The organism is Mesorhizobium sp. WSM3626 (assembly GCF_000513935.1).
Taxonomy (GTDB): domain Bacteria; phylum Pseudomonadota; class Alphaproteobacteria; order Rhizobiales; family Rhizobiaceae; genus Mesorhizobium; species Mesorhizobium salmacidum.
Window position 1 is genome coordinate 1 of the sequence record NZ_AZUY01000062.1, and the last position, 26,306, is coordinate 26,306.

At 62.4% G+C, this 26,306-nt stretch carries 24 protein-coding genes; 8 read left to right on the forward strand and 16 right to left on the reverse strand.

What is annotated here, in order from left to right; translation table 11 throughout:
• The coding region (locus M653_RS01000000133805; protein WP_032936353.1) for a transposase at positions 1 to 258 on the reverse strand (258 nt) is incomplete at its 3' end.
• 153 nt (positions 259 to 411) lie between these two features.
• Between M653_RS01000000133805 and M653_RS0128380 the strand changes: the two genes are divergently transcribed.
• Positions 412 to 1,026, forward strand: coding sequence for a 3'-5' exonuclease (locus tag M653_RS0128380; RefSeq protein WP_027146356.1), 615 nt, complete (start codon positions 412 to 414; stop codon positions 1,024 to 1,026).
• 38 nt (positions 1,027 to 1,064) lie between these two features.
• Here the strand turns inward: M653_RS0128380 and M653_RS0128385 are convergent, their stop codons facing one another.
• From M653_RS0128385 to M653_RS0128400, 4 genes are read right to left on the reverse strand one after another with little or no spacing between them, the layout of a single operon-like run.
• A complete protein-coding gene (locus M653_RS0128385; protein ID WP_051442856.1) occupies positions 1,065 to 1,715 on the reverse strand; it encodes an ABC-type transport auxiliary lipoprotein family protein in 651 nt (216 codons plus the stop codon).
• Between the two features lie 37 nt (positions 1,716 to 1,752).
• A complete protein-coding gene (locus tag M653_RS0128390) occupies positions 1,753 to 3,126 on the reverse strand; it encodes an MlaD family protein (RefSeq protein ID WP_027146358.1) in 1,374 nt (457 codons plus the stop codon).
• A gap of 14 nt (positions 3,127 to 3,140) precedes the next feature.
• Entirely contained in the window at positions 3,141 to 3,950 is an 810-nt protein-coding gene (locus M653_RS0128395) for an ABC transporter ATP-binding protein (RefSeq protein ID WP_027146359.1), read from the reverse strand.
• Between the two features lie 4 nt (positions 3,951 to 3,954).
• Positions 3,955 to 5,142, reverse strand: a complete 1,188-nt coding sequence (locus tag M653_RS0128400) for an ABC transporter permease (protein WP_027146360.1) — start codon at positions 5,140 to 5,142, stop codon at positions 3,955 to 3,957.
• Between the two features lie 77 nt (positions 5,143 to 5,219).
• Between M653_RS0128400 and dgcA the strand changes: the two genes are divergently transcribed.
• Positions 5,220 to 6,203 (forward strand): N-acetyl-D-Glu racemase DgcA, encoded by a 984-nt coding sequence (dgcA, locus tag M653_RS0128405; protein ID WP_027146361.1) that lies wholly within the window; start codon positions 5,220 to 5,222, stop codon positions 6,201 to 6,203.
• On the opposite strand, the gene M653_RS0128410 is transcribed toward dgcA, so the two are convergent.
• Positions 6,174 to 7,388 (reverse strand): MFS transporter, encoded by a 1,215-nt coding sequence (locus M653_RS0128410; protein ID WP_027146362.1) that lies wholly within the window; start codon positions 7,386 to 7,388, stop codon positions 6,174 to 6,176. The two genes, dgcA and M653_RS0128410, sit on opposite strands and share 30 nt — an antisense overlap.
• A 130-nt stretch (positions 7,389 to 7,518) precedes the next feature.
• The gene (locus M653_RS0128415) at positions 7,519 to 8,301 is read right to left on the reverse strand and encodes a UDP-2,3-diacylglucosamine diphosphatase (protein ID WP_032936358.1); all 783 of its coding nucleotides are present in this window, start codon (positions 8,299 to 8,301) and stop codon (positions 7,519 to 7,521) included.
• 152 nt (positions 8,302 to 8,453) lie between these two features.
• On the opposite strand from M653_RS0128415, the gene M653_RS0128420 reads away from it, so the two are divergent.
• The 3 genes from M653_RS0128420 (at position 8,454) to M653_RS0128430 (ending at position 12,995) form a co-directional block, all read left to right on the forward strand.
• The gene (locus tag M653_RS0128420; RefSeq protein WP_027146364.1) at positions 8,454 to 9,233 is read left to right on the forward strand and encodes an SDR family oxidoreductase; all 780 of its coding nucleotides are present in this window, start codon (positions 8,454 to 8,456) and stop codon (positions 9,231 to 9,233) included.
• A gap of 168 nt (positions 9,234 to 9,401) precedes the next feature.
• Entirely contained in the window at positions 9,402 to 11,726 is a 2,325-nt protein-coding gene (locus M653_RS0128425; protein ID WP_027146365.1) for an NADP-dependent malic enzyme, read from the forward strand.
• 69 nt (positions 11,727 to 11,795) lie between these two features.
• Positions 11,796 to 12,995 carry a DUF2865 domain-containing protein gene (locus M653_RS0128430; RefSeq protein WP_027146366.1) on the forward strand — a complete coding sequence of 400 codons (1,200 nt, stop codon included), beginning with the start codon at positions 11,796 to 11,798 and terminating at the stop codon, positions 12,993 to 12,995.
• On the opposite strand, the gene M653_RS0128435 is transcribed toward M653_RS0128430, so the two are convergent.
• From M653_RS0128435 to M653_RS0128455, 5 genes are all read right to left on the reverse strand, one after another.
• Complete coding sequence (locus M653_RS0128435; protein WP_027146367.1) at positions 12,913 to 14,286, reverse strand: glutamate--tRNA ligase; 1,374 nt, start codon at positions 14,284 to 14,286, stop codon at positions 12,913 to 12,915. The two genes, M653_RS0128430 and M653_RS0128435, sit on opposite strands and share 83 nt — an antisense overlap.
• A gap of 187 nt (positions 14,287 to 14,473) precedes the next feature.
• A complete protein-coding gene (locus M653_RS0128440; protein ID WP_027146368.1) occupies positions 14,474 to 15,655 on the reverse strand; it encodes a hypothetical protein in 1,182 nt (393 codons plus the stop codon).
• A gap of 193 nt (positions 15,656 to 15,848) precedes the next feature.
• On the reverse strand, positions 15,849 to 17,654 hold the full coding sequence (locus tag M653_RS0128445) for an ABC transporter ATP-binding protein (protein ID WP_027146369.1): 1,806 nt from the start codon (positions 17,652 to 17,654) through the stop codon (positions 15,849 to 15,851).
• A 493-nt stretch (positions 17,655 to 18,147) separates the two neighbouring features.
• Positions 18,148 to 19,824, reverse strand: coding sequence for an NAD+ synthase (locus M653_RS0128450; protein ID WP_027146370.1), 1,677 nt, complete (start codon positions 19,822 to 19,824; stop codon positions 18,148 to 18,150).
• A 63-nt stretch (positions 19,825 to 19,887) separates the two neighbouring features.
• On the reverse strand, positions 19,888 to 20,604 hold the full coding sequence (locus tag M653_RS0128455) for a DNA-3-methyladenine glycosylase I (RefSeq protein WP_027146371.1): 717 nt from the start codon (positions 20,602 to 20,604) through the stop codon (positions 19,888 to 19,890).
• A gap of 88 nt (positions 20,605 to 20,692) precedes the next feature.
• Here M653_RS0128455 and M653_RS0128460 point away from each other — a divergent pair, with 88 nt between their 5' ends.
• Positions 20,693 to 21,253, forward strand: coding sequence for a DUF1003 domain-containing protein (locus tag M653_RS0128460; protein ID WP_027146372.1), 561 nt, complete (start codon positions 20,693 to 20,695; stop codon positions 21,251 to 21,253).
• Complete coding sequence (locus tag M653_RS0128465) at positions 21,250 to 21,837, forward strand: DedA family protein (protein WP_027146373.1); 588 nt, start codon at positions 21,250 to 21,252, stop codon at positions 21,835 to 21,837. The genes M653_RS0128460 and M653_RS0128465 overlap by 4 nt, the downstream gene beginning before the upstream one ends.
• 5 nt (positions 21,838 to 21,842) lie before the next feature.
• Here M653_RS0128465 and M653_RS0128470 read toward each other — a convergent pair whose 3' ends face one another.
• From M653_RS0128470 to M653_RS0128480, 3 genes are all read right to left on the reverse strand, one after another.
• Positions 21,843 to 22,430, reverse strand: a complete 588-nt coding sequence (locus tag M653_RS0128470) for a hemerythrin domain-containing protein (protein ID WP_027146374.1) — start codon at positions 22,428 to 22,430, stop codon at positions 21,843 to 21,845.
• A 40-nt stretch (positions 22,431 to 22,470) separates the two neighbouring features.
• A complete protein-coding gene (locus tag M653_RS0128475) occupies positions 22,471 to 22,830 on the reverse strand; it encodes a diacylglycerol kinase (protein ID WP_027146375.1) in 360 nt (119 codons plus the stop codon).
• A gap of 78 nt (positions 22,831 to 22,908) precedes the next feature.
• Positions 22,909 to 23,325 (reverse strand): GFA family protein, encoded by a 417-nt coding sequence (locus M653_RS0128480; RefSeq protein ID WP_027146376.1) that lies wholly within the window; start codon positions 23,323 to 23,325, stop codon positions 22,909 to 22,911.
• Positions 23,326 to 23,736: 411 nt separating this feature from the next.
• Between M653_RS0128480 and M653_RS0128490 the strand changes: the two genes are divergently transcribed.
• Positions 23,737 to 24,807 carry a diguanylate cyclase gene (locus tag M653_RS0128490; protein ID WP_027146377.1) on the forward strand — a complete coding sequence of 357 codons (1,071 nt, stop codon included), beginning with the start codon at positions 23,737 to 23,739 and terminating at the stop codon, positions 24,805 to 24,807.
• Positions 24,808 to 24,909: 102 nt separating this feature from the next.
• Here M653_RS0128490 and M653_RS0128495 read toward each other — a convergent pair whose 3' ends face one another.
• Entirely contained in the window at positions 24,910 to 26,283 is a 1,374-nt protein-coding gene (locus tag M653_RS0128495; RefSeq protein ID WP_027146378.1) for a 3-deoxy-7-phosphoheptulonate synthase class II, read from the reverse strand.
• Between the last annotated feature and the right edge of the window lie 23 nt (positions 26,284 to 26,306).

Genomic DNA, 26,306 nt, shown 5'->3' on the forward strand with positions numbered 1-26,306 from the left:
GTTGACCTCGATCTCGCGCACCAACTGCCGTTCCGAGCGAACCCCGAACAGGTAGCCGATGAACAGCGCCTTGAACATCAAGGTCGGATCGAGCGGCGGCCGGCCATTGTCGGCGCAGTACAGCGGCGCCGTCAGCTCGTGGATAAAGGAAAAGTCGATCACGCGGTCGATCTTGCGCAACAGATGATCAGCCGGAACAAGCTGATCCAACGTCACCATCTCGAGCGCGGTCTGTTCAGGGGCGGGTCGCTTCAACATGACCCAGTGAATCAAAAACCCTAGGCAAAAGCCAGGGGTTTGTCAGCAGTCTGAAGGCGGGGGACTCCCGCCTTTTTTCTTGAAGGGACTGACGTCGCTATCCGGAAGACGCATCCGGGTTTTATCTCGTTTTCCGGAACCGGATCCTGAGTTGTGAAAACGGCAATCATCTTCGACTGCGAGTTTCTCTGCCTTGAGGGCTCGCAACGCAGATTCTGGTGCGCGGCCCATGACCCCGATCCGGTCATCGCCCAGATCGGCGCGGCAAGGCTCGGCCTCGAAGGCGACTTCCCCGTGCTGGGCACGCACAGCGCCTATATCAGGCCGGTCGACCGATTTGGCGAGAGATACGGGCTCGATCCGTTCTTCACCCGACTGACCGGCATCACAGAAGAAATCATCGAGGCCGAGGGCGTCGAGCTGGAAGATGCCCTTGCAGGCATCGATCGTTTCTCAGATGGGGCTCGGTTCTGGTCCTGGGGCAAGGACGAACTGAACATGATCGCCATCAGTTGCTATGTCGCGGGCATCAAGCCCTCCATCCCGGCCACCCGGTTCGATAACGCCGTCAAGCTGCTGATCGCGGCCGGCATGCCGATCGAGGATTTGGCAAGGACGCCGAGCAACAAGCTTGCCGATTACTACGGCGTCGAACACCCGCCATTGCAGGGGCACGACGCGCTAGACGACGCGCTGTCCGTGACCTACACCCTGCAGCACCTGATGAAGACTGGAAAGCTGCGGCCGGACGCCTTCGAACGTCTGTAGCCCGAAAGAGTTTGGTTGAATCCCTGCGCGCCTGGCGCTCAGATCGCCGAATCCGTCCAGCGGACGATCTGCTTGGCGGCATCGCCGAAGGCTGCGTCGAGAGCGCCGACATAAGCGGGGTTGCCGCTGCCCGATACGGGCGCGGATGCGGTGAAGCTCTTGGAAGCCTTCACTTCGCCGTTGCGATCGTTGAGCAAGCGCACGAACAGGTCGACCTCGGCATGTTCGCCGCCATCGACGCGCACCTCGAAGGACCGAACCTCGACGATCACCTGATAGTCGATCGCCAGCCCCTCGCCCGGTTTCCCCACCCCGGCAAAGCTGCCCGAGCGCTGGAACGTCTCGGCCAACCGCGCCTGCACGACCAGCGGCAGGCGGTCAGCCCACTGCGCACCCTTCAGATATTGGATCGAGCGGTCGGAGGGTTTGATGACGATGTTCTGGCTGTCCAGCGCCTTCAGCGCCGAGGGCTGGGCGATCAGAATCTGCCGGCGGCTATGGCCATGCGCGTCGACCATTGGCGCCGACAGTTCGAACGTGTCAAGCGGTGCCGGCTTGCCGCCCAGCACCGCACAACCGGCAACCGTCAGTACAAGCAGCGCCGCGGCTGATTTCAACCCGCCCGTTCCAAGCCTACTCAACGTCACGCGTGATCCCCGTTGTCCCCGGATCGTAAGATCAACCCGCATTCACGAGCTATGTTCTTGCTGCGGGCCGGCGCCGAAGTCAACGCCGCGCCCTGCCGTCGAATTGCCGAACCTCGCCTTCGCCACCCGAAAGGATGCGCTGCGGATTGCGGCTGAGATCCGTCACCGCCTCCTCGATGCGGTTGATCGAGCGACGGCTGTCCTGCACCAGCGCCTCGACATTCTGCAGCCCCTGGCCCGAAAAGCGCGCCAGATTGTCGGTAATGACTCCAAGGCGGGCGTTCAGCGTATCGGCGACCTGCTTGAAGGATTTCAGCGTATCCCTTGCGTCGGCCATCACGCCGTCGGCCTGGCCCGAGCCGAGCAGCTTGTCGACCTTGGCGAGGATACCGTCGACCCGCACCGAGGCGTCGTTAAGCCGTTGCGCCAGGTGCCTGGCGTCCTTGATTGTCTGGTCGATGTCGTCGGCCCGATTGGCGATCTTGCCGGTCACCTCCGCGATGTCGGCCGCCGCCTTGTTGGCGCTGTCGCTGGCCTTCTGGATGTTGGCCAGCGCTTCGCGCACCTGCGCCGGGTCGATGCCGTCGAGCACGCCATCGACCTTGGCCAACGTGCCTTGCGTCTGCTTGGCGAAGTCGTTGACCGATCCCACCGCCGTATCGACGTTCTTGATCACGCCGTCGAGCTGCCGCGAGGTTTCCTTGAGGTTGCCTGTCACCGTATCGACGTTGGAAACGATGCTCTTGATCTTGTCCTTATCGACGGCATTGAGCAGGCCTTCCGCCGCCTTCAGCGTGCCGTCGAGCTTTCCTGAAACGCCTTTCAGCTCGTCGGACAGCGCGCTGACGGCGGACAGGAATTTGTCGATGCCCTCGGAATTCCTGGCCAGTGCATCGGAAAATGTCTGCACGTTGTGCACGGTCTGCGTCAGCGGCCCGCGGACATCCTTGGTGAAGCCTTCCAGCTCCGTCAGCACCTTGTCGGCGCGAGTGAAGATGTTCTGCGCCGTCTGCAGCAGATTGGTCACGGCCGAAGGGTTGGCGACGATCTCGGCGACCTTGCCTTCCTTTTCGGCCTGGTCGAGCAGCTTCACTTCCTTGGGATCGGCGCCCTTGAGCTCGATATTGGCCTGCCCGGTGAGGCCGGCGAGGCCGATATCGGCCTGCGTCGACTTGGTGATCGGCGTCATCCGGTCGATCTCGGTGTCGGCGATGGCGACAGTTGGATTGTCGACGTCGATATAGACGCGCTTGACGTCGCCAACCTTGACGCCGTTGAACAGCACGAAGCTGCCGCGGCCGAGACCGGAAGCCGAGCCCGGAATGCGCACCCGCAGCAGCGTCGTCTCGCCCCTGTCGCCGATCGCGGCCGTCCAATAGACGAAGCCGAAAGCCGCCAGGATCGCAACCAGCGTGAAAATGCCGACAATGACGTAGTTGGCTCTGGTTTCCATTGCTTCACTTATGGCTATGCACGTGCGGCAAGATCAAGTTGCCGGGCGCGTTTTCCGCGGAAATAGGATTTCACCCACGGTTCCTCGCTCTTCAGCATGTCGTCGATACTGCCTTCGACCAGCACCTTTTTCTTGCCGAGCACCGCCACGTGGTCGCATGCGGTAAACAGCGTGTCGAGGTCGTGGGTCACCATGTAAACGGTCAGATCCATGGTGTCGCGCAGCTTGACGACGAGCTCGTCGAACTCGGCCGCGCTGATCGGATCGAGGCCCGACGTCGGCTCGTCGAGAAAGACGATGTCCGGATCAAGCGCCAGCGCCCTGGCAAGCGCGGCACGCTTGATCATGCCGCCGGAGAGCTCGGAGGGAAATTTCTGCGCCGCGTCCGGCGGCAGGCCGACCAGCTCGATCTTCAGCAGCGCCAGCTCGTCCATCAGCTTCCTGGGCAGGTCGAGATATTCGCGCATCGGCACCTGCACGTTCTCCATCACGGTCAGCGCCGAAAACAGCGCGCCATGCTGGAACAGCACGCCAAGACGCATGTCGATGCGCAGCCGCTCCATATCGCTTGCCTTGTCGACGTCGACGCCGAACAGTTTGATTGTACCCGACTGCTTGGGCATCAGCCCGAGAATGGTGCGCAACAGCACGGATTTGCCGGCGCCCGACGCTCCGACGAAGCCCAGTATCTCGCCGCGCGTGATGTCGAGCGACAGCTTGTCGAGGATCAGCTTGTCGTCAATGGCAACGGTGACGTCGTGCACCGAGAGGACGATTTCACTGTCGTCCTTGCCCTTCACCTCTATCCCGTTGCCCTTCGCCATCTTGTCAGAACTCGATCGCTGCGTAGAACATGGCGAAAAGCCCGTCGAGGATGATGACGACGAAAATCGACTTCACCACCGAAGCGGTCACGTGCTGGCCGAGCGATTCGGCACTGCCGCCGACCTTCATGCCCTCGACGGAGGCGATCGTGCCGATGATCATGGCCATGAACGGCGCCTTGATCAGCCCGGCGAAAATCGTGCTGAGATCGATTGCGACACGCAACCGGTCGATGAAGGCAGCAGGTGGGATATCGGAGTAAAGCCAGGCAGCAACAATGCCGCCGCCGAGTGCGGCGAAATTGGCGATGATCGTCAGGCAGGGCAAGGCGATCACCAGCGCTACAAGGCGCGGAAAGACCAGGACGCCGATCGGATTGAGGCCGATGACCTTCAACGCGTCGACTTCCTCGCGCATCTTCATCGAGCCGATTTCGGCGGTGATCGCGCTGCCGGAGCGGCCGGCGATCATGATCGCCGTCATCAGCACGCCGAGTTCGCGCAGGATCAGCACGCCGACGAGATCGACGACGAAGATATCGGCGCCGAAATAGCTGAGCTGATAAGCGCCCTGCTGGGCAACGATGGCACCGACGATCGCCGACATCAGCACCACCACGGGGATTGCGCCGACCCCCATGCGATCGATCTGGTTGAAAATCGCCGCCGGGTTGACGGCATGGCCGCGGCCGAGCTTCATCTGCGCGCCGCGGATGGTGGCGCCCAATATATTCATCGAAGCGAGGAAATCGTCGCGCATCTCGTAGACGCGCCGGCCAACCGTCTCCAGTGCCCGAATGACAATATTGGGCGGCCGCGCCGGTCCGGATTCGGGTTCGCGCCGGACAGCTTCGCCGACCGCGTCGAGCAGGATGGAGGCGATCTCGCTTTGGCCTTGCAGCCGGACCTCGACGTTCTTCTTCTCGAAGGCGCTGACCAGCCGGTCAATCAGCCAGGCGCCGGCGGTATCGATCTTCTCAATTTTTGAAAGATCAAGCGCCAAAGTCTTGAAACCGCTTCGTTTCTCGATTTTGCGCATGTCGGCGTCGATCAGCGCCACGGTCCGTGTCGTCCAGATTCCGGAGAATGCGCAGCCGAGAACGCCATCTTCCTCGCCGACCGCCACGCGCGGGTCGTGGTCACCCCCCGAGGCGGTCGTGCCGCTTGCGTCGCGCTTGCCTATGGTCAACATGGCGTCCTGTTTAGCCTGATGGGTCCGACCTTGTCGATTTGCCGACAACCCTTCTCGCATAGCCGGAGCAGAAAAATATGGCGCGTATCATTTCGGTCGAGGCCGAGCGGTTTCCGATCGCCGGAACCTTCACCATTTCGCGCGGCTCCAAAACCGAGGCCGAGGTCATTACCTGCACGATCAGCCAGGGCGATCATAGAGGGCGCGGCGAATGTGTTCCTTATACGCGCTATGGCGAGACCATGGGGGGTGTTCGCGATGCGATCGAGGCGATGCGCGACCGGATCGCCAGCGGGATGGACCGCACCGCCCTGCTCGACGCAATGCCTGCTGGGGCGGGGCGTAACGCCATAGACTGTGCCCTTTGGGACCTTGAAGCCAAGATCAGCGGCAATCCGGTGGCGAACGCAATCTGGCCGGCCCCGTTGCATCAGCTCGAAACCGCCTACACGCTGTCGCTCGGCGAGCCGGAAGCGATGGCGGCGCAGGCTCGCGCCAATGCCGGCAGGCCGCTGCTCAAGGTCAAGATCGGCGGCGACAACGACATCGCCCGCATCCGGGCGGTGAGACAGGCAGCACCCGAGAGCCGACTGATCCTCGATGCCAATGAAGGTTGGACCGACGACAATATTGTCGCGAACTTCGCCTTTGCCGCCGAACAGGACATCGCCCTGATCGAACAGCCGCTGCCGGCGGGCCGGGACGGCATCCTGCGCCACATCGCGCATCCGGTGCCGGTCTGCGCCGACGAAAGCGTTCATGAAGCGGGGAACCTCGAAGCGCTTGTCGGTCTCTACGACGCCGTCAATATCAAGCTCGACAAGTCCGGCGGGCTGACGGCGGCGCTCACCTTGCGCGGCCGCGCCCGTGAACTGGGCTTTGGCGTCATGGTCGGCTGCATGGTCGGCACGTCGCTGGCAATGGCGCCGGCTGTGCTGCTTGCGCAAGGAGCCGATTTCGTCGACCTCGACGGGCCGCTGCTGCTTGCCCGGGACCGTGTGCCGGGCCTCGTTTACCAGGGATCGCTCGTCTCACCGCCGGACCGGGCGCTGTGGGGCTGAGCGCGCGGCAAGCCCGATCAGCACGAGGCCAATGATCGCGATCGGGATCATCGCAAGGAACCCGTCGACGCCCAGACGGTCATAGAGCGGACCGGACGCAAGCGTGACGGCGGCCATGAAGAAACCGTTGAAGAAATAGGCGATGCCTTGCGCGGCACCCGTGCGCTCTTCGGACACGGTCTCGGCGATCATCTTCTGCAGGCCGATCAGCACCATCGCGACAGACACCGAATGCAGCGACTGCACGGCGAAGAACCCGCCGACGCCAAGGCCGAGCGGCCACACCAGCGGAAAGGCGAACCAACGCACGATCGAACCGATGCCGGCAATGAGCATTACCCGGACGACGGATACGGAGGCGAAAATGCGATTGAACAACAAAAACATGCAGACTTCGGAGACCACGCCCCAAGCCCACAGCAGGCCGACGACGGAATCGCTGATGCCGATCGATTTCCAGTAGATCGAGACGAAGCCGTAAAGGAAGGCATGGCTGGCGGTGATGATGCCGACGCCAAGCGTGAAATAGAGGAAATAAGCATTAAATAGCCCCGGCGCCGCGTGCTGGATTTCCGCCGCCGACAGCGGCGAGGCTTTGCGCGGCCGGCCCATGCGCGGCGCCAGCAGGCCTGCGACGAGTGCCGCGCCAAGGGCAAGGAATATGAGTACCGGAACGGCTTGAGGGCCGCTGGCCGCCAGAATGAAGCCGCCTGCGACATTGGCCAGGAGATAGCAGACCGACCCCCATTTACGCATGCTCGCATAATTGGAACCGAAGCGGCGCACGCCCGAAAGCGCGAGCGAATCGGCGATCGGCGAATGCGGCGTCCAGACAATGGTCAGCAACAACGACACCGCCAGCACCGTCGCGTAGGTCGGTGTCAGGAAGTACCCCGCGGAGAGCACCAGCGAGGCCGCGACCAGTACGACATAGACGTCGGCGCGGTCCCTGGCTCGATCGGCAAGTGTCGTCAGCAGCGGCGTCGTCACCACGCGCAGGAACATCGGCGCTGCCAGGATGACGGCGATCTGTTCGGCGTGAAATCCCTTGGCCTGCAACAAAAGCGGGAAATAGGGCAAATGGGTGCCAAGCGATATGAACAGCGTGCCGAAGATCAGGCTCATGCGCAGCTCAAAACGGCTCGGCTTCACGAGTTGTTCGGGCGAAAGCGGCGGCAGCAGCATGAATCGATCCAATGACGCTGCGCTCAACGACCGGCGAGCAGCGAGAACCGATCCTTAACATGAGGAAAAACCGGGCGAAACCGGCTGGACCAGCCGATTAACACCAGAAAGTGCAGGGCCGGCTTCAGCCTCAGGCGGCCTGCACCACCCTGTCCTCGATGAGCATCGGGATGAAGGGTTCGTCAGGCGCTTCAGGCAGGATATGCGCCCAGGTCAGGATTTCCATGCGGCCGTCGAAATGCTCGACCACGGCGGTGCAACTCTCCACCCAGTCACCGGTGTTGATATACTGCACGTCGCCATAGCTTTCGATGGCGGCATGGTGGATGTGCCCGCAGATGACGCCGTCGACATGCGAGCGTCGCGCTTCCTCGCTGAGCACCGTCTGGAACGAGCCGATGAAGTTCACCGCCTTCTTGACCTTGACCTTGGCCCAGGACGAAAACGACCAGTAAGGCAGGCCGAGCAGTTGGCGCAACCGCGTGATCACCCGGTTAACCTGCATGGCGGCGTCATAGGCATGGTCGCCGAGATAGGCGAGCCAACGCTGGTTGTGGACGACGGTATCGAACTGGTCGCCATGGATGACCAGCAGTCGCCGGCCATCGGCGGTTTCGTGGATGGCGCGGTCGGCAACGACGATGCCGCCGAAATGCACGCCCTGGAACTGGCGGGCGAATTCGTCGTGATTGCCGGCGATATAGGTGATCGAGGCGCCCTTGCGCGCCTTGCGCAGCAGTTTCTGCACGACGTCATTGTGGCTTTGCGGCCAGTGCCAGCTGCGCCTCAGGCGCCAGCCGTCGACGATATCGCCGACCAGATAGATGATGTCGGCATCGTGATAGCGAAGGAAGTCGATCAGGAAATCAGCCTTCGCCGCCTTCGACCCCAGATGGACGTCGGAAATGAACATGCTGCGGAAAGTGCGGGGCTCTTGGCCTGGCATCGCGGATTCACCCTTGCTTTCGAGCAGCCTATGCCCCGATTCATGCAACAACCGTATGACGGTTGCGATTGGTCCAGCGCTGGCGCTAGCCTGCCGGGCAAAACAAGGAGAAAATCATCATGGATCTCGGTATCCGCGGTAAGAAGGCCATCGTCTGCGCTTCGAGCAAGGGGCTTGGTCGTGGCTGCGCCATGGCGCTGGCCGAGGCAGGCTGCGACATCGTCGTCAATGGTCGCAATGCGGAGCTGGTCGCCAAAACCGCCGCGGAGCTGCGCCAGCGCCATGGTGTGACGGTGACGGAGGTCGTCGGCGACGTTTCGAAGCCAGAGGTACAGAAAGCGTTGCTCGCCGCCTGTCCGGAACCCGACATCCTCGTCAACAACAATGGCGGGCCGCCGCTTCGCGATTTCCGCGAGCTCGATCGTGGAAAGATCCTCGAAGGCGTTACCCAGAACATGGTGACACCGATCGAACTGGTGCAGGCGGTCATCGACGGCATGGCGGCGCGCGGCTTCGGGCGCATCGTCAACATCACCTCGCTGTCGGTCTATGTCCCCATCCCCGGCCTTGACCTGTCATCTGGTGCGCGCGCCGGCCTGACGTCGTTCCTCGCCGGCGTGGCGCGCACGGTGATCGAGCGCAACGTCACTATCAACAGCCTGCTGCCGGGCAAGCTCGATACCGACCGGCTGCGCGGTCCGCATGAGGCCGGCACGCCAGAGGATCCCAAGGCGGCCGCGGCGCGCAAGACCCGCATCAGTGCCGACGTACCGGCCAAGCGGCTCGGCACTCCGGAGGAATTCGGCCAGATCTGCGCCTTCCTGTGCTCTGTCCACGCCGGCTATCTGACCGGGCAGAACATACCCGTCGACGGCGGTCTCTACGTCAGCGCCTTTTGACCTGCGAAGCAGGGCAAACTGATTTCACATGAAACAACCGTAACCAGCTGAGAAATATTGGGTTTTTCCGCACCGGCATTTAAAGATGCCGGCGCGTCAATTAGCGTCGCGAAAAATCTTGGCCTCATGCTAAAAGGACTTTCGAAGCAGGTTTGGAGGAGCGGCCGCATGGAAGGCGAGAACAAGAAAACGGCACGTTCGGACCTCGACGAAGCCGCCCTCTACTTCCATAAGCACCCGACGCCGGGAAAGCTCGAGATCCAGGCCACCAAGCCACTCGGCAACCAGCGCGACCTGGCGCTCGCCTATTCGCCCGGCGTCGCCGCCCCTTGCCTGGAGATTCGCGACGATCCGACGACTGCCGCCGACTACACGGCGCGCGCGAACCTGGTCGGGGTCGTGTCGAACGGCTCGGCGGTGCTCGGCCTCGGCAATATCGGGCCGCTGGCCTCCAAGCCGGTGATGGAGGGCAAGGCGGTCCTGTTCAAGAAGTTCGCCGGCATCGACGTCTTCGACATCGAGATTGACGCTCCGGAAATCGAGCGCATGGTCGAAACCGTCGCCGCGCTGGAACCGACTTTTGGTGGCATCAACCTCGAGGACATCAAGGCGCCGGAGTGTTTTGAAGTCGAAGAACGCCTGAAAGCTCGCATGAGCATACCGGTGTTCCATGACGACCAGCACGGCACCGCCATCATCGTCGCCGCCGCCGTGCTCAATGGGCTGGAATTCGCCGGCAAGACCATTTCGGACATCAAGGTCGTCACTTCCGGCGCAGGTGCTGCCGCCCTTGCCTGCCTCAATCTGCTCGTTTCGCTCGGCGTGCGCGTCGAGAACATCTGGGTCACCGACCGTTTCGGCGTCGCCTACAAGGGTCGTGTCGACGAGATGGACCGCTGGAAAGACCCTTATGTAAAAGACACAGAGGCGCGCACGCTCGCCGACGTCATAGCGGGCGCCGATGTCTTTCTCGGCCTCTCGGCCGCCGGTGTGCTGAAGCCGGAGCTGCTGCAACACATGGCGCCGAAGCCGTTGATCCTGGCGCTTGCCAATCCCAATCCGGAGATCATGCCGGAAGTGGCGCGCGCGGCGCGTCCGGACGCCATGATCTGCACGGGCCGGTCCGATTTTCCCAATCAGGTCAACAACGTGCTTTGCTTCCCCTATATCTTCAGGGGAGCGCTCGACTGCGGCGCCAGCGCCATCAATGAGGAGATGAAGATGGCGGCGGTCCGGGCGATCGCCGCCCTTGCCCGCGAAGAACCTTCCGATGTCGCCGCGCGCGCCTATTCGGGCGAAACGCCGATCTTCGGACCCGAATTCCTGATCCCCTCGCCCTTCGACCCGCGCCTCATCCTGCGCATCGCGCCGGCCGTCGCCAAGGCAGCCTGCGACACCGGTGTGGCGACACGGCCGATCACAGACTTCGCCGCCTATATCGACAAGCTCAATCGCTTCGTCTTCCGCTCCGGTCTGGTGATGAAGCCGGTGTTCTCCTCCGCCAAGTCCTCGAGCGCCAAACGCGTCATCTACGCCGACGGCGAGGACGAGCGTGTCCTGCGTGCCGCTCAGGTTGTGCTTGAGGAAGGTATCGCCGAGCCGATCCTGATCGGCCGCCCGCACGTCATCGAGGTCAGGCTGAAGCGTTATGGCCTGCGCATCAAGCCCGGTGTCGATTTCGGCCTGATCAACCCGGAGGACGATCCGCGCTACCGCCACTATGTCGACCTCCTGATCGAACTCGCCGGCCGCCGCGGCGTGACGACGGAGGCCGCGCGTACCATGGTGCGCACCGACAACACGGTGATCGCGGCGTTGGCGCTGAAGCGCGGCGATGCCGACGCCATGGTCTGTGGCCTCGAAGGCCGTTTCGAGCGGCATCTGCGCAACGTGACGCTGATCATTGGGCCGCGCACCGGCATCAAGGACCGGGACCTGTCGACCCTTTCCATGCTGATCTCGCAGCGCGGCATCATCTTTCTCACCGACACTCACGTCTCCGTCGACCCCACGGCCGACGAAATCGCCGAGATGACCGTGCTGGCGGCGGAAGAAATCCAGCGTTTCGGCATCGAGCCGAAGGCGGCACTGCTGTCGCATTCGGATTTCGGCTCGCGTGATTCGCCGAGCGCGCTGAAGATGCGTCAGGCAGCGGCCATTCTGGCGCGCATCGCGCCGGAGCTGCAGTGCGACGGCGAAATGCATGCCGATTCCGCTTTATCGGAGCATCTGCGCCAGCGCGTCTATCCGCATTCGCGTCTGAAGGGCGAAGCCAATCTCCTGGTGTTCCCGAACCTCGATTCGGCCAACATCACGCTGACGGCGCTGCGGGCCATGATGGATGCCCTGCATGTCGGCCCCATCCTTCTCGGCACCGACAAGCCGGCGCACATATTGACGCCCTCGGTGACCTCGCGCGGCGTCGTTAACATGACGGCGCTGGCGGTGGTCGAAGCCGCGCACAAGGCGCAGGCGATCGCCAATCTGGACTGACTTCCGAAATGGACGATTAACCGCGAACGGGTTAGCCTTGGCGACCAGAGGCAAGCGGGATCGAGGCGGATGGCAAGCGGAGGTTTGAAGCAGGCGCATGCTGCCGTGCTGCTTGGCCTTCTGCTGTCCGGCGCAGCGGTCGGCGAGCCGCAGGCCGCTTCACGGGTCTGCCGTCAACTGGAGGCCGACCTCGCCGCGGCCTCACGCGGCGGTGGCGGCGGCCCGGCACTGGTCCGGAAATACGACGCCGCGATCGAAAGGCAGCGCGAACAGATCTCGAAGGCTCGCGGCCAGGCGAACAGTGCCGGGTGTGGGTTCTCGCTGTTTTCGCGCAACATCAACCAGTGTGCCGGGCTGAACGCCACCATCGAGCGCATGAACGCCAATCTCGACAGTCTGCAGGCCAAGCGTGCCCAACTCGCCGGCGGCGGCGGTTCACGCCGCGACCGGGGCCGTATCCTGGCGGCGCTCGATGCCAATGACTGCCGTGACGATGCGGTGGCACCCCGCCGCGCGCCTCCGCAGGAAGCCAATCGTGAAGAGGGGGCCAATGCCAACCTCTTCGATCAGCTTTTCGGCGGCGGCAACCGGCAGATCGATACGTTGGACCAGCCTGACGATTCCGGCGAGGAACGCGACGTCAGCCGCGTCCTCAACCAGCCCGGCATTCCGGACGTTGCGAGCAGCGGCGGCGAATTCCACACCAGTTGCGTCCGCACCTGCGATGGCTATTTCTTCCCCATGTCGAACGCCGCCTCGGCCGGCGATTTCGAGCGCGACCAGAAGAATTGCGAATCGGCTTGCCCCGGCACCGAGATGCAGGTTTTCTATTCGCGCGGCATGGACGACGATTCGGCATCGATGACGTCATCGGTCACCGGCAGGCCCTATGGCGAATTGCCAACCGCCTATCTCTACAAACAGCCCAACATGTCGCGGCCGCCCGCTTGCGGCTGCAATGCCGCGCAGAATTTCCAGATCATTGGCGGCAACCCGCCAAGTCAGCAACAATCACAGCCCGAACGGGATGCGGCGCCGACTATTCCGGCCTCGAAGCCTGATCCGGGTGCCGACCCCGAGACCCTGGCCAATAGAGACGGCGGACTCGACCGTGAAGCCATCAAGCGCCTTTCGGCCAAGCCGGTGGCATCGCCGGTTTCGGCCCTGCCTCCGGAACAGCGCAAGGTCAGGGTCGTCGGGCCATCGTTCCTTCCCGACCCATCAGCGGCAATAGATCTGCAAGCTCCGGCCCCGAAGGCAGTCCAGTAAGGGCAAGCCTGAGCGGCATGAACAGCGCCTTGCCCTTGCGGCCGGTCGCTTCCCTGATCTTGCCGGTCCAATCCTTCCAGACCGTCCCGTTCCACGGTTCCTCAGGCAGGAGATCGAGTGCCTGATGCAGAAAATCGCGGTCGTCATCGGAAAACTCGGGCTTCTCCTGCGGCCCTTCGCGCAGGACACGCCACCAGGCAACCGCATCGGCCAACCGGTCGATATTGCCGCGCACCGCCAGCCAGAACGGTTCGGCGTGTTCGCCTGAAATACCCAGCACCATCAGCCGGTCCCGCGCCTCGTCGAACGGCATACGCTGCAGCAGCACCCGGTTGAGCACGAACAGTTCGGCCGGATCGAACTTGGATGACGATTTCGAGGTCGCGGCCGGGTCGAAATGGCCGGCAAGTTCGGCCAGGTCATGCGCGGCCGCGACATTCTCCGACGTGCCGACCAGCACGGCCAGCGAAGCGACGGCCATCGGCTCGATGCCGTCTTCGCGCAGGCTCTCGATGGAAAGTGCGCCGGTGCGCTTCGACAGCCCCTCGCCCGAGACGGTGGTCAGGAGATTGTGGTGGCCGAAGACCGGCGGCTCGGCACCCAGCGCCTTGAACAGGGCGGTCTGCACGCCGGTGTTCGTGACATGATCGTCGCCGCGGATGACGTGGCTGACGCCCATCTCGATGTCGTCGACAACGGAGGGCAGCGTGTAGAGATAGGTGCCGTCCTCACGCACCAGCACCGGATCGGACAGCGAAGCCAGATCCACCGTCTCCTCGCCACGCACCAGATCGTCCCAGTGGATCTCGGTGCGCTCCGGCTGCCGCGGATCGCTGGAGAAATTGGGCAGCAGGAAACGCCAATGGGGCCGGCGCCCGTCGGCCTGATATTCGGCCACCTGCTCTGTCGTCAGCGCCAACGCCTCGCGGCCATAGACCGGCGGCAGGCCCCGCGTGCGGCGCACCTTGCGCCTGAGGTCGAGTTCTTCCGGCGTTTCGTAGCAGGCGTAGAGAACACCCGCCGCCTTCAGCCGCTCGACCGCGGCGTCATAGACTTCGATGCGCCGCGACTGATAATCGGTGACATCCGGGAAGATGCCCAGCCAGTGCAGGTCGTAGAGGATGGCGTCGGCGAATTCCTGCTTCGAGCGGGCGATGTCGGTGTCGTCGAAGCGCTGGATGAAGCGGCCCTTGTTGTTGAGGGCAAACAGCCAGTTGAACAGAGCTGTGCGCGCATTGCCGATATGGATGCGGCCGGTTGGTGACGGGGCGAAACGAACGGTAACTGTCATGAGCGGGGCGTACCGGATGCCTTTGTGATTGACAAGATGCGCCCCCGCGCCGTGCCGCAGACATAGAACATGGCGGCTGGAATGAAAAGACCGGGCGAAGCGGCGGATGGCGGCGGCCAGCCTGGCGGCACCGCCATGAGAGGGTGCAGCCAACCGGCGGAGTCGACGAAGAGGTCGTTGAAGACGATCAGCGGCCGAAGTCGTCGGAACTGAGGCGGGTCCAGCGGTCGCCCATCAACCCGCCGATAGCGATGTCGCCGGAGCGGACCGCTTCCGTGACACCGGGGATTCGCGAGCGGACCATCGTCCCCCCGGCATAACGGAAGAAGAGATTCCTGTAGCCGAAGAGGTGAGGCATGAACCTGCTCTGGGTCTGTCCGGTGATGCCCACGCAGCCCATATCCCGCGCAGCCGCGACAAGGCCTTCCAGCGTCGCGCCCCAGTGGTGTCCGGAAGCCTGGATCTGCAACAGGATCGCCAGGTCGCCGGCTTGACCGTAGAAGGCGTAGCTACCGAGCATTTTGCCCGTCGCGTCGTAAGTCCCGCCGAAATGAAGGGGGCCGTTGGCCCGCTTCTCAGCCGCCAGTGCGAGCAGCCGGGGCAGTTCGCCATCCCTCCAACTCGGTCGAAGGGCGTAATCGGACAGGAGGGTCGGCAGCCACTCGGCAAATTGCGCGGCATTGATCGGCTCGGCATGGACCCGTTGCGACGATGAATGCTGGACGGGCGGTTCGAACCTTCGTTTTGCGAGAACGTCGAATGCTCTCGCGCAGGGATCGAGTGCCAGGCGAGGCAGGCGGGGCCATTTGCGGTGCAATGCGGCGGCGGCCATCGCGGCCGGCCGGAAAACATAGGTCCATGCCAGACAATGGACCGGCAGGAGCTGGTATTTCATCGGACGCGCGAAGGCCAGAGATACCCGGTTGGCCGAATCGGTCAGCTGCAGATCGAATTCGCCTTGATGCAAGGCACGCAGCAATTGCGGTCCGGCCGAGCCGTGATCGGCGCCGGGGTCGGCCATGAACGGACCGATGATCGCCGCATTCAATGCCGCTCCGTTGAGCTCGTAACGGGCTTTCAGGACGCCAAGGAACCCACCTAGATCGCCCTGCGGGTTGATCTGGACAAGAGCGTTGCTCTCACCGGACTGGCCGGCAGGGTCAAGATAGATCTTCCCCATATACTCCGCCGTTTCCGCGATCGCGCGATCGAGGCGGTGACGCCGACGCCCGCGAAACTTCGTCAGGAAGAGTGCGGCGACGCGTTCGAGATCTTCGGCGGCAAGCGGCCGAACCGAGCCATGCTGAGATTCCAGCACCGATGGCGCAGCCACCTTTTCCACACCGGTAGTTTCGGAAGCAAGACGCATTGTGAGACCGCTTAGATTGCTTCTTTGGTATACAACAACCGAAAGTAGAGAAACGAATTTCGGTCAGTAACGTAAACAGACGTCGCAAATCGATGTCTGGAAAAGGGCTTCACTGGCGGGTTTGCTCAGCCAGCATACGCCAAGTGATAGGCACTCCGGATGGCCTCCGGCCAAAGCCGGAGGCCATCTCAGGTCAATCGACGAGGCCCTTAGTCAGCTCCAGCGCCTGGCGCTCGAACAGGCGGCGGTAGATGCCGCCCTTCAGGCGGATCAACTCGTCATGCGAGCCTTCCTCGACGATCTTGCCGCGATCGAAGACCAGCAGCCTGTCGAGTGCCCTCACCGTCGAAAGCCGATGCGCGATGACCAGCGTCGTGCGGCCGACCATCAGCCGTTCCATCGCCTGCTGGATCAGCACCTCGGATTCCGAATCGAGGCTCGACGTCGCTTCGTCCAGGATCAGGATGCGCGCATCGGCCAGGAAAGCGCGGGCAATCGCCACGCGCTGGCGCTCGCCGCCCGACAGTTTCACGCCGCGCTCGCCGACCAGCGTGCCATAGCCCTTCGGCAGGTTGGCGATGAAGTCGTGCGCGCTCGCCAGCCTGGCGGCATGCTCGATCTCCTCCTGGCTGGCGCTTGGCCTGCTATAGGCGATGTTTTCGGCCAGCGAACGGTGGAACAGGATCGGTTCCTGCTGGACGATGGCGATCTGGCCGCGCAGCGACGCCTGGGCGACCTGTGAGATATCCTGGCCATCGATCACGATCTTTCCCGCGCTAACGTCATAGAGCCGCTGGATGAGCTTGACGAATGTCGTCTTGCCCGAACCCGAGTGACCGACGAGCCCGACACGTTCGCCTGGCGCGATGTCGACCGAAAAGTCGCGGTAGAGCGGCGACCGGTGATTGCCGTAGTGGAAGGTGACGTTGTCGAAGGCAATGTGACCCTGCGTGATGGCAATCGGTCCGGCGCCGGGCCGATCTTCGATACCGAGCGGTTCCGACTGGAAATCGACCAGTTCCTCCATGTCGTTGATCGAACGCTGCAAATTGCGGATATGCGTGCCGATATCGCGCAAATAGCCTTGCAGCACGAAGAACGAGGTCAGCACAAAGGCGACATCGCCGGCGCTCGCCTGCCCCCACGACCACAGCATCAGCGACAGGCCGATCACCGCGGCGCGCATGACCAGCAGCAGCGCCCCTTGCGTGGTGCCGTTGATGGTGCCGCGCACCCAGGTGCGCCGTGTGCGGGCGCGCCATTTGGCAACCACCCTGGCGAGGCGGCGCTCCTCGCGCTCCTCGGCGCCAAAGCCCTTGACCACGGCGTTGCAGCTCACCGCGTCGGCCAGCGAACCACCGAGACGCGTGTCCCAGGTGTTGGCGAGCCTTGCCGCCGGCGCGACATAGCCGAGCGACAGCATCGCCGTCACCATGATGAACAGCACCGAGCCGGCTGCGACGACCACGCCCATCAGCGGCCAGAACCAGCCGAGCAGCAGCGTCGAGCCGGCGAGCATGATCACCGACGGCAACAGCGCGATCAGGATGGTGTCGTTGAGCAGGTCGAGTGCCCACATGCCGCGCGTCACCTTGCGCACGGTCGAGCCGGCAAAACTGTTGGCATGCCAATCGGTCGAAAAGCGCTGAACGCGATGGAAGGCATCGGCCGCGATGTCGGCCATCATCTTGAGTGTCAACTCGACGATGCCCATGAAAGCAAGGTTGCGCAGCGCGACGCCGGTGAGCGCCAGCGCCATCAGGATCAAGAATGCCGTCATCGCTGCATTCCAGGCAAAGGCGTCCGCGCCGGCGCTGCTGGCGACGGCGTCGACCAGCCGGCCGGAATAGAGCGGTGTCAGCACGTCGGCCAGCGTCGACAGCAGGAAACCGCCCATGATCAGCGAGAGCCGCCAAGGCTGACGCCGCCAATGTATGAGCGTGAACCCAAGAACGCTGCGAAAGGCGCTGGCGCGCAAATCGATCTTGAAACGAGCCATGATGTCATTCGGGCGCAAACGAGCCCGATCCCAGTAAGGTCGAAAATTGAAAAACCGCGCCGGAGCGAATTGCCCTTGAATGCGGAGGTTCGGCTATGGTTGGTCGCCTGCCCTTGGGCGGCGACCGGCAGCGGCAAATGCCTTTCCTGCGTCCGGTTTGGTTCCGATACTTCGGAACACCGGCGCAGACCTAGGCCTCGCGGCCTCGCATAACGATGTCAAATCCGGGCATTCGGTCCTCCCTGAAGGGAATCGCGGAGACGCCGTTATACGGACGCTTCAATCGTTCGCCAAGGCAAGCCATGGCCAAAAGCACTTCTGGTCCAGCCGATGAGGCGATTTTGCAACAGTCGGACCTGTGCCAATCGTCGCCGCATGGTTTTCACCCGGCAGGCCATCAACAGGTCGGAGGTCGCTCGGAAATCGATCCGCGACAGTCGCCATGCTTGCACCCGCAGCATCGCGCACTCTCGCTCAGCGAACGAAAAGACGCCTATCCACGATCCCTGAAACGGTTGGTGATGGGATAGCGGCGGTCGCGGCCAAAATTCTTCCTGGTGATCTTCACACCCGGTGCCGCCTGCCGGCGCTTATATTCGGCGATGTAGAGCAGATGTTCGATGCGCGTCACCGTCGCCCGGTCGTGGCCACGCGCGACGATGTCGTCGACGCCCATTTCGTTCTCGACCAGGCATTCCAGAATATCGTCCAGCACCGGATAGGGCGGCAGCGAATCCTGGTCTGTCTGGTTCTCGCGCAATTCGGCCGACGGCGCCTTGTCGATGATGTTCTTCGGGATCACCTCGCCCGAAGGTCCGAGCGCGCCCGGCGGCACATGACTGTTGCGCCAGCGCGACAGCGCATAGACCTGCATCTTGTAAAGGTCCTTGATCGGATTGAAGCCGCCGTTCATGTCGCCATAGAGCGTGGCGTAGCCGACCGACATCTCGCTCTTGTTGCCCGTGGTCACCACCATGGAGCCGAATTTGTTGGAGATCGCCATCAGGATGGTGCCGCGCGCACGGCTCTGCAAATTCTCCTCGGTGATGCCTTCCTTGGTGCCTTCGAACAACTGCGTCAGCGTGTGCAAAAATCCTTCGACCGGCTCGAAGATCGGCACGATGTCATAGCGACAGCCGAGCGCACGGGCGCAGTCCTCTGCATCCTTGAGTGAGTCTTTCGAGGTGTAGCGATAAGGCATCATGACGGCACGCAGCCGCTCCTCGCCGAGCGCATCGACCGCAAGGGCGGCACAGATCGCCGAATCGATGCCGCCGGACAGGCCAAGCACGACATTCTTGAAGCCGTTCTTGTTGACGTAGTCGCGCAAGCCGAGCATGCAGGCGCGGTAGTCGGCCTCTTCCCGTTCGGGGATTTTCGACATCGGTCCTTGCGAACAGACCCAGCCGTTGTCCGTACGTTTCCAGATGGTGACGTCGACCGCGTCCTCGAACTGGCTCATCTGGAAGGCGAGCGTCTTGTCGGCCCCGATGGCGAAGGAGGCGCCGTCGAAGATCAGCTCGTCCTGGCCGCCGAGTTGATTGGCATAGATCATCGGCAATCCGCATTCGATGACCTGCTTGATAACGACCTGGTGGCGAACGTCGATCTTGGCGCGATAGTAGGGCGAACCGTTCGGCACCAGCAGGATTTCCGCGCCGCTTTCGGCCAGCGTCTCGCAGATGCCGACCTCGCCCCAGATGTCCTCGCAGATCGGTATGCCTATGCGCACGCCGCGGAAGTTGACCGGTCCCTGGATCTCAGGCCCTGCCTGGAAGACGCGCTTCTCGTCGAACTCGCCGTAATTCGGCAGGTCGAGCTTGTAGCGTTCGGCGATGATCTTGCCGCCATCGGCGAAGACGATGGAATTATGCGTGCCGCTCTTGCGCCTCAGCGGCGTGCCGATGATGACGCCCGGACCGCCGTCGGCGGTATCGGCGGCAAAGTCCTCGGCGGCGCGCTCGCATGCCCTGAGGAAGGCCGGCTTCAGCACCAGATCCTCCGGCGGATAGCCAGCAAGGAAAAGCTCGGTATAGAGCACGAGATCGGCGCCCTGGCGGGCGGCATCCGCCCTCGCCTCGCGTGCCTTGGCGAGGTTGCCGGCGACGTCACCGACGGTCGGGTTGAGCTGGGCGATGGCGATACGCAGTATGTCGAGCTTCTTGGTCATGCTGCTGACTTAGCGCGGCGGAATTCACCCCGCAATGGCGTTCGTTTGGACCAATTCAGACCGTCAATCGTCGCCCATATAGTCGCGCAACGATTGCGGAGAGTGGTTTTCGCCGATCGACATCGCCAGGATGCGCGAGATGTGCCGGCGCGGCAGGCCTGTCTCGTCAGCCCATCGGTTGATCTGGATCTGGACCTTGTCGAGGTCCTTCTTCGATGTCGGATTTTCGGCGATGTCGAGGCCCGCGTCGCGAAGTGCGGCCGCCATGTCGGCCGAAATGACGAAAGCATCCCAGCCCAGCCAGCGCAGGAAATACTGGCCGGTGTTGCCGCCGAGCCGGCTGCCATGCTTGGCCAGATATGCCATCAGCCCGATCTGGTCGTCGGCGGGCCATTCGGCGAGAAAATTGTCGAAGCCGCCATGGTCCCTGGACACGCGTTCGACGAAAGCGGCGTTGTCGCGAACGGATTTGATCTTCTGCGGATTGCGCACGATGCGTTGATCCGAAGCCAGGTCGTGCCAGAAATCGTCAGGCTGGAACAACAGCCGCTTGGGCTCGAAGTGCAGGAACGCCTCTTCGAATCCAGGCCATTTTTGCTCGATGACCCGCCAGACGAAGCCGGCGGCGAAGACGCGCTCGGCCATCGTCGAGAGGATACGGTCATCGCTGACGTCGGCCACCGCCGCATTGTCGGGCATCGGCCCCAACAGGGAGGTCAGTTCCACCTCACCTCCCTTGCGATTTGCCGCGCGAGCGCGAATTTTCTTGAAGTCGGCCATCGGTTCCCCTCGTTTCGCCTCAATCTAGCACTTCCCGCCCGGGCCGGCAGCCTCTACCTCTAGCGCAGCAAAGCGCTTGGAGACGACCATGAACAGGACGATCGACGATCTGGCGAACCGCTGGCTGAGGCGAAAGCCGGATGGGCTGAGCCAGCTGGAGAGCCGGGTGCTGCAAAGCACCATCGAGCGTACCACCATCACCAGGGACACCAACAAGGCCGTGGCCTTCCACCAGACCTTTGGCGACCGCCTTGCCGATACGATAGCCCGCATCGGGGGCTCCTGGTCGTTCATCCTGACCTTCGTCGCCTTCCTGATCGTGTGGACATCAGGCAATGTGTGGCTGTTGTCGCGCGATGCGTTCGACCCCTACCCCTTCATCTTCCTCAACCTGGTGCTGTCGATGGTCGCCGCCCTGCAGGCGCCGGTGATCATGATGGCGCAGAACCGCCAGACCGAGCGCGACCGCATCGATGCCGCCCACGACTACGAGGTCAATTTGAAGGCCGAGATCGAGATCATGGCGCTGCATGAGAAACTGGACGAACTGCGCCACAGCGAAATCATCGGCATGCGCGACGAGATCGTGAGGCTGGCGGAAATGGTCAAGCGGATCGATGAAAGACTGTCACCGCAGTCGGCGTCATGACCGAGACGATCCACCATTTCATCGAACAATACGGGTTGCTTGCGGTTTTTCTCGGCTGCGTGGCCGAAGGCGAAAGTGCCGCAATCCTGGGTGGCTTCTTCGCTCACCAGCATGTTTTCGTACTGTGGCATGCCTTTGTCGCGGCAGCGCTGGGTGCCTTCATCGGCGACACCTTCTTCTTCACCCTCGGCAGGAGTTTCGCCGACAATCGCCATGTCGTCAGGCTGCGCCGGCGGCCCGGCTTTCGCCGCGCCTACCGCCTGCTCAACACCCATCCCAACATCTTCGTGCTGTCGAACCGCTACGTCTACGGCATGCGCCTGGTCGGCGGCGTTGCGGCCGGCCTTTCGACCATAGCGGCGCCGCGCTTCGTTATCCTCAACGCCATCTCATCGGTGATCTGGGCGGTGCTGTTCAGCACGATCGGTTATGTCTTCGGGTTGGGGGCCGAAGAATTGGTTGGCCAGGCGCTGATGCGCCACGAGCGGCTGTTCGTCGGGCTTGGCATCGGCCTTGTCGTGGCCGTGCTTGCCTGGCTTGCCGCCCGCCACATCGCCAAGCGGGAGCGCGCCAAGGAGTTTTGACCGGGTTAGTCGATGCCGAGCCCCTGATCACCCCGATCGAGAATGAGCGGGATGATCAGATCCTCCTCATCGGCGAGATGCCAGGTCAGCATCGCGATCAGTCGGCTGTTTTCTTCGGCATAAGCATCGGCAGCGAAGCGCTGCTTGTCCTCACTCTCCTGAAGTGTACGAATGAAGGCATTCGCTGCCTCGGCGTTGCGCTCCAGTCCTTCGTGGATCGTGTGGTGATCGGCATCGAGAATGTCGAAGCCACGTTTCAGACGGGGCTCCGCCTTGGTGAAAGCCGGGAAATACTGGTAATCCTCGACATTGTGATGGCCGTCGAGATGCCCGAGAAAATGGTTGAGGCGCGGTGCGAACCAGCGCGCGAAATCGGGAGCCGCCAGTGCGCCTTCGCGATAGTCGTCAATGCCGCCGGTGAGCATGCCGCCGAGCTCGCGGAACATGTCGTGCCGCTGCAGCCACATATTGGCCATGCCGTGAATATTGGCGTGAGCCTGCCAGTTCTCGCGCGGATACTTTTCGGCCAGCCAGCGCAGGTCTTCCGGCAGGCCCAAGCGTTCGAGAAGCGAGGAATTCGTGAGCTCTGGCATGACGGTCTCCTTTGGTGACTGTCATATAGGGATCAAAGTCTCAGATCGGCACCCCCGTTATGCGTTCGATGAGAGCGATGCCCCAGACGCCGCCAGCAATCATTACCGAAATCAGCACCGCCAGCGAGCCACAATCCTTGGCGAGCTGGATGTCGATGTGGAATTCACGAGAAATTGCGTCGCACGCCGCCTCGATGCCGGTGTTCAGCACTTCGACCATGATCAAGAGGAGCACCGCGCCGATCAGCAGCGCGTAGCCGCGCCACGACACTGAAACGAACCACCCGGCCGGCAAGGCCAGCACCAGCAGCATCAATTCCTGCTGGAAAGCCTTCTCGCTGACCGCAAGCTTGCGAAATGCCCGCACCGAATTGATAAAAGCATCGATCAACCGCTGCATGCCAGGGCCCCTCTCGGAATCACCGGCCCGAGATAAAGCAATGCCCCGATCAATGGAATAAGGCTGATCGTCCAAATTTCATTCAGCGACCGGTATGGATGGTGTCGACTTTTCAAACTGAGGCAGCCCGTCGTCTATCGAATAATAGTCGCCCTTGTCGCCGACGAAGATATGACATTCGCCCTTGAGCGCTGTCGGCTTGTCGAACGATCCCGCCATGACCGAAATATAGTCCTTGTCCATTGCCTTCCAGAACAACAGCGACCCGCATGTCTTGCAGAAGCCGCGCCTGGCGAAAGCGGAAGCTTCATACCAGGTGATGCTTTCGGGGCCTTCGATCACGATGTCTGTATCGGCGACATTGGTCGCGGCATAGAAATGCCCGCTCTGTTTACGACATTGAGAACAATGGCAGTAGACAACGCCACGCAGCGTCCCACTTGTCCGGAAGCGGACCGCTCCGCACAGACATGATCCCTGGTGGTTGTCGCTCATTTCGGCACTCCTCGAAGAAACTTCGTCCAGCATCACTGTCAGGATTCCAGCTTCGCGGTGGTTACGCGCAAGCAAATACGACATCGATTGGCGTGACGAATCCGAAATTCAGTTTCATTTGCGGCAGCACACCGCAGAACTTCGAATTCAAGACCACCAAACTGAGTGCTGTCCCGCGATGGCAATACAAAACTTTACGCGCGTACAGCCACAGGTAGAGAAAACCTGTGGAAGTCGTGCGAATTAAGGAAACTTTAGCGCCGATGCAACTATGATCTCACAAGCGAAGGGTGCGGATGGGGCCGCGCCTCTTCGCAAGATGTTCTGGAGCATTGGGTAGCGCTCCCCAGGTCGGCGATCAATGGACCGGCGAATTCTGCGTCGGGATCCGAGGGGAAGAGTGAATCAGACATGCAGCCGGCAGCAGCCTCGACCGAACGAAGCACCGATATCGCAACCACCGTTGTCGCGACCATGCGCCAGCTTGGCATACTCGGCCTGCCACGCAACTACGAGATTTTCTATGAGGCCTTGAGCGGCACCAATCGCGAGCTCAGCCTCGCCGTCGTGTCGTTGAGCAATCGGCCGACGCAGGACGAACTCGACCAGATCGGGCGCACCTTCTTCGCCCATAACCATGGTCCCGGCATCGTCGAGCATGCCAGAGACGTCATCGCCCGAGAACTCGAGGAGGTCGCGTCGCTCCTGCGCAGCGAGCGCAGCCACATCGAAAAATACGGCAGGATCCTCGATGAGACATCAAGCGGCCTGAGCAACCGCAGCCTTCTCTCCCAGGATCTTCTGCAAAAGATCGCCAACGCAATGACGATCGCAACCAATTCGACGATCGATCACGGCCGGCAGATCGCCTCGACGCTCAGCGACAAGACGGCAGAACTCGAAAGCGTCAAGTCGAAGCTCGAGGAATACAAGCGGCTGGCCGACACGGATCCGTTGACCAAGATATGGAACCGCCGCGCCTTCGACAAGGAAATCACCAGAATCTACAACAGCAACAAGGGTATCCTGTTCAATGCCCTGATCCTCGTCGACATCGACCGGTTCAAGGACATCAACGACCGCTACGGCCATCCTGTCGGCGACAAGATCATCCAGATCATCGCCGAGATTTTCCAGACCAGCATTCGCGGCGACATGTTCGTCGCCCGCACCGGCGGCGAGGAGTTCGCGCTGATCATCGAGGGCGCCAGCGAAGACGCAACCTACGAGATCGCGGAACGCATTCGCGCCCTGATCGAGCAGACGCCGTTCACCAGCAGCCAGACCGGCATGAATTACGGCACGGTGACGGTATCGATGGGTATCTGCATGGCGTCCGAGGCCGAAGGCCCCGAGGACCTCTACACCAAGGCGGATCGGGCGCTCTATCGCTCGAAAGTCAGTGGCCGCAACCGCGTTACCAGGCATTCGGCCATGGCAGGGCGCGCCGGCAAGAGCTGGCTGCTCTACAAGCAAGACTGAAGCTTTTGCGGTTGCACCGGCACGGTCGGAGGCAAAAGATGAAAATGGAAAAGGCGCCGGGTTTCCCAGGCGCCTTTGCTTTATCGATCCAATTGGCCAGGCTCAGCCGTTCGCGACCTGCTTGTGCTGCACCGGATGGCTCTTCTTCAACAAGTCCGAGACCAGGAACGCCAGTTCGATCGCTTGGTCGGCATTGAGGCGCGGATCGCAATGGGTGTGGTAGCGGTCCTGCAACTCCTCGGCTGTGATGGCGCGCGCGCCACCGGTGCATTCGGTGACGTTCTTGCCGGTCATCTCGACATGGATGCCGCCTGGATGCGTGCCTTCGGCGCGGTGCACCTCGAAGAAGGTCTGCACCTCCTTCAGGATGCGGTCGAAAGGCCGCGTCTTGTAGCCGGCGGCTTCGATCGTGTTGCCGTGCATCGGGTCCGACGACCAGACCACGCTGCGGCCTTCCTTCTGCACCGCGCGCACCAGCTTCGGCAGATGGTCGGCAACCTTGTCCGAACCGAAGCGGGCGATCAGCGTCAACCGCCCCGGCTCGTTCTCGGGGTTCAGCAGGTCGATCAGTTCCAGCAGGCCGTCCGGCGTCAGCGACGGACCGCATTTCAGGCCGAGCGGGTTCTTGATGCCGCGGCAATATTCGACGTGCGCGTGATCGGGTTGGCGCGTGCGGTCGCCGATCCAGATCATGTGGCCTGAGGTGGCGTACCAGTCGCCGGAGGTCGAATCCACACGGGTCAGCGCCTCCTCGTAGCCGAGCAGCAGCGCCTCGTGGCTGGTGTAGAAGTCGGTTTCGCGCAGCGCGAAATTGGTTTCCGACGTAATGCCGACAGCGCGCATGAAATCCATGGTCTCGGTGATGCGGTTGGCAAGCGATTCGTATTTCTCGCCCTGCGGGCTGTCGGAGACGAAGCCGAGCATCCAGCGATGCACATTCTCCAGGTTGGCATAGCCGCCCTGCGCGAAGGCACGCAGAAGATTGAGCGTCGCCGCCGACTGACGATAAGCCATTTCCTGGCGGGCGGGATCGGGAATGCGTGATTTCGCGTCGAATTCGATGCCATTGATGATGTCGCCGCGATAGCTCGGCAGCGTCACCTCGCCCTTGGTCTCGTTGTCGGACGAGCGCGGCTTGGCGAACTGGCCGGCGACGCGGCCAACCTTCACCACGGGCTGCGCACCGGCGAAGGTCAGCACGACCGACATCTGCAGGAAGACGCGGAAGAAGTCGCGGATGTTGTCCGCGCCATGTTCGGCAAAACTCTCGGCGCAGTCGCCGCCCTGGAGCAGGAAGGCTTCCCCGGCGGCAACAGTCGCCAGCTGCTTCTTCAGCTTGCGCGCCTCGCCGGCGAAAACCAGCGGCGGAAAGGTGGCGAGTTGGGCTTCCGTATTCTTCAGCGCGGCAAGGTCCGGATAAGCGGGAACCTGCTTGATCGGCTTTGCTCTCCACGAATTCGGCGACCATTTCGTCATCGCTGCACCCAACGCTCTTTCCG

What these genes read in the sequence shown, in the direction of transcription:
- M653_RS0128490 (WP_027146377.1), top strand. Translation starts at nt 23,737, where the DNA reads ATGCAGCCGGCAGCAGCCTCGACCGAACGAAGCACCGATATCGCAACC.
- M653_RS0128445 (WP_027146369.1), bottom strand. Translation starts at nt 17,654, where the DNA reads ATGGCTCGTTTCAAGATCGATTTGCGCGCCAGCGCCTTTCGCAGCGTT.
- M653_RS0128480 (WP_027146376.1), bottom strand. Translation starts at nt 23,325, where the DNA reads ATGAGCGACAACCACCAGGGATCATGTCTGTGCGGAGCGGTCCGCTTC.
- dgcA (WP_027146361.1), top strand. Translation starts at nt 5,220, where the DNA reads ATGGCGCGTATCATTTCGGTCGAGGCCGAGCGGTTTCCGATCGCCGGA.
- M653_RS0128495 (WP_027146378.1), bottom strand. Translation starts at nt 26,283, where the DNA reads ATGACGAAATGGTCGCCGAATTCGTGGAGAGCAAAGCCGATCAAGCAG.
- M653_RS0128475 (WP_027146375.1), bottom strand. Translation starts at nt 22,830, where the DNA reads ATGCAGCGGTTGATCGATGCTTTTATCAATTCGGTGCGGGCATTTCGC.
- M653_RS0128395 (WP_027146359.1), bottom strand. Translation starts at nt 3,950, where the DNA reads ATGGCGAAGGGCAACGGGATAGAGGTGAAGGGCAAGGACGACAGTGAA.
- M653_RS0128430 (WP_027146366.1), top strand. Translation starts at nt 11,796, where the DNA reads ATGGCAAGCGGAGGTTTGAAGCAGGCGCATGCTGCCGTGCTGCTTGGC.
- M653_RS0128410 (WP_027146362.1), bottom strand. Translation starts at nt 7,388, where the DNA reads ATGCTGCTGCCGCCGCTTTCGCCCGAACAACTCGTGAAGCCGAGCCGT.
- M653_RS0128390 (WP_027146358.1), bottom strand. Translation starts at nt 3,126, where the DNA reads ATGGAAACCAGAGCCAACTACGTCATTGTCGGCATTTTCACGCTGGTT.
- M653_RS0128415 (WP_032936358.1), bottom strand. Translation starts at nt 8,301, where the DNA reads ATGTTCATTTCCGACGTCCATCTGGGGTCGAAGGCGGCGAAGGCTGAT.
- M653_RS0128425 (WP_027146365.1), top strand. Translation starts at nt 9,402, where the DNA reads ATGGAAGGCGAGAACAAGAAAACGGCACGTTCGGACCTCGACGAAGCC.
- M653_RS0128470 (WP_027146374.1), bottom strand. Translation starts at nt 22,430, where the DNA reads ATGCCAGAGCTCACGAATTCCTCGCTTCTCGAACGCTTGGGCCTGCCG.
- M653_RS0128400 (WP_027146360.1), bottom strand. Translation starts at nt 5,142, where the DNA reads ATGTTGACCATAGGCAAGCGCGACGCAAGCGGCACGACCGCCTCGGGG.
- M653_RS0128450 (WP_027146370.1), bottom strand. Translation starts at nt 19,824, where the DNA reads ATGACCAAGAAGCTCGACATACTGCGTATCGCCATCGCCCAGCTCAAC.
- M653_RS0128460 (WP_027146372.1), top strand. Translation starts at nt 20,693, where the DNA reads ATGAACAGGACGATCGACGATCTGGCGAACCGCTGGCTGAGGCGAAAG.
- M653_RS0128455 (WP_027146371.1), bottom strand. Translation starts at nt 20,604, where the DNA reads ATGGCCGACTTCAAGAAAATTCGCGCTCGCGCGGCAAATCGCAAGGGA.
- M653_RS0128440 (WP_027146368.1), bottom strand. Translation starts at nt 15,655, where the DNA reads ATGCGTCTTGCTTCCGAAACTACCGGTGTGGAAAAGGTGGCTGCGCCA.
- M653_RS0128385 (WP_051442856.1), bottom strand. Translation starts at nt 1,715, where the DNA reads ATGCGGGTTGATCTTACGATCCGGGGACAACGGGGATCACGCGTGACG.
- M653_RS0128435 (WP_027146367.1), bottom strand. Translation starts at nt 14,286, where the DNA reads ATGACAGTTACCGTTCGTTTCGCCCCGTCACCAACCGGCCGCATCCAT.
- M653_RS0128465 (WP_027146373.1), top strand. Translation starts at nt 21,250, where the DNA reads ATGACCGAGACGATCCACCATTTCATCGAACAATACGGGTTGCTTGCG.
- M653_RS0128420 (WP_027146364.1), top strand. Translation starts at nt 8,454, where the DNA reads ATGGATCTCGGTATCCGCGGTAAGAAGGCCATCGTCTGCGCTTCGAGC.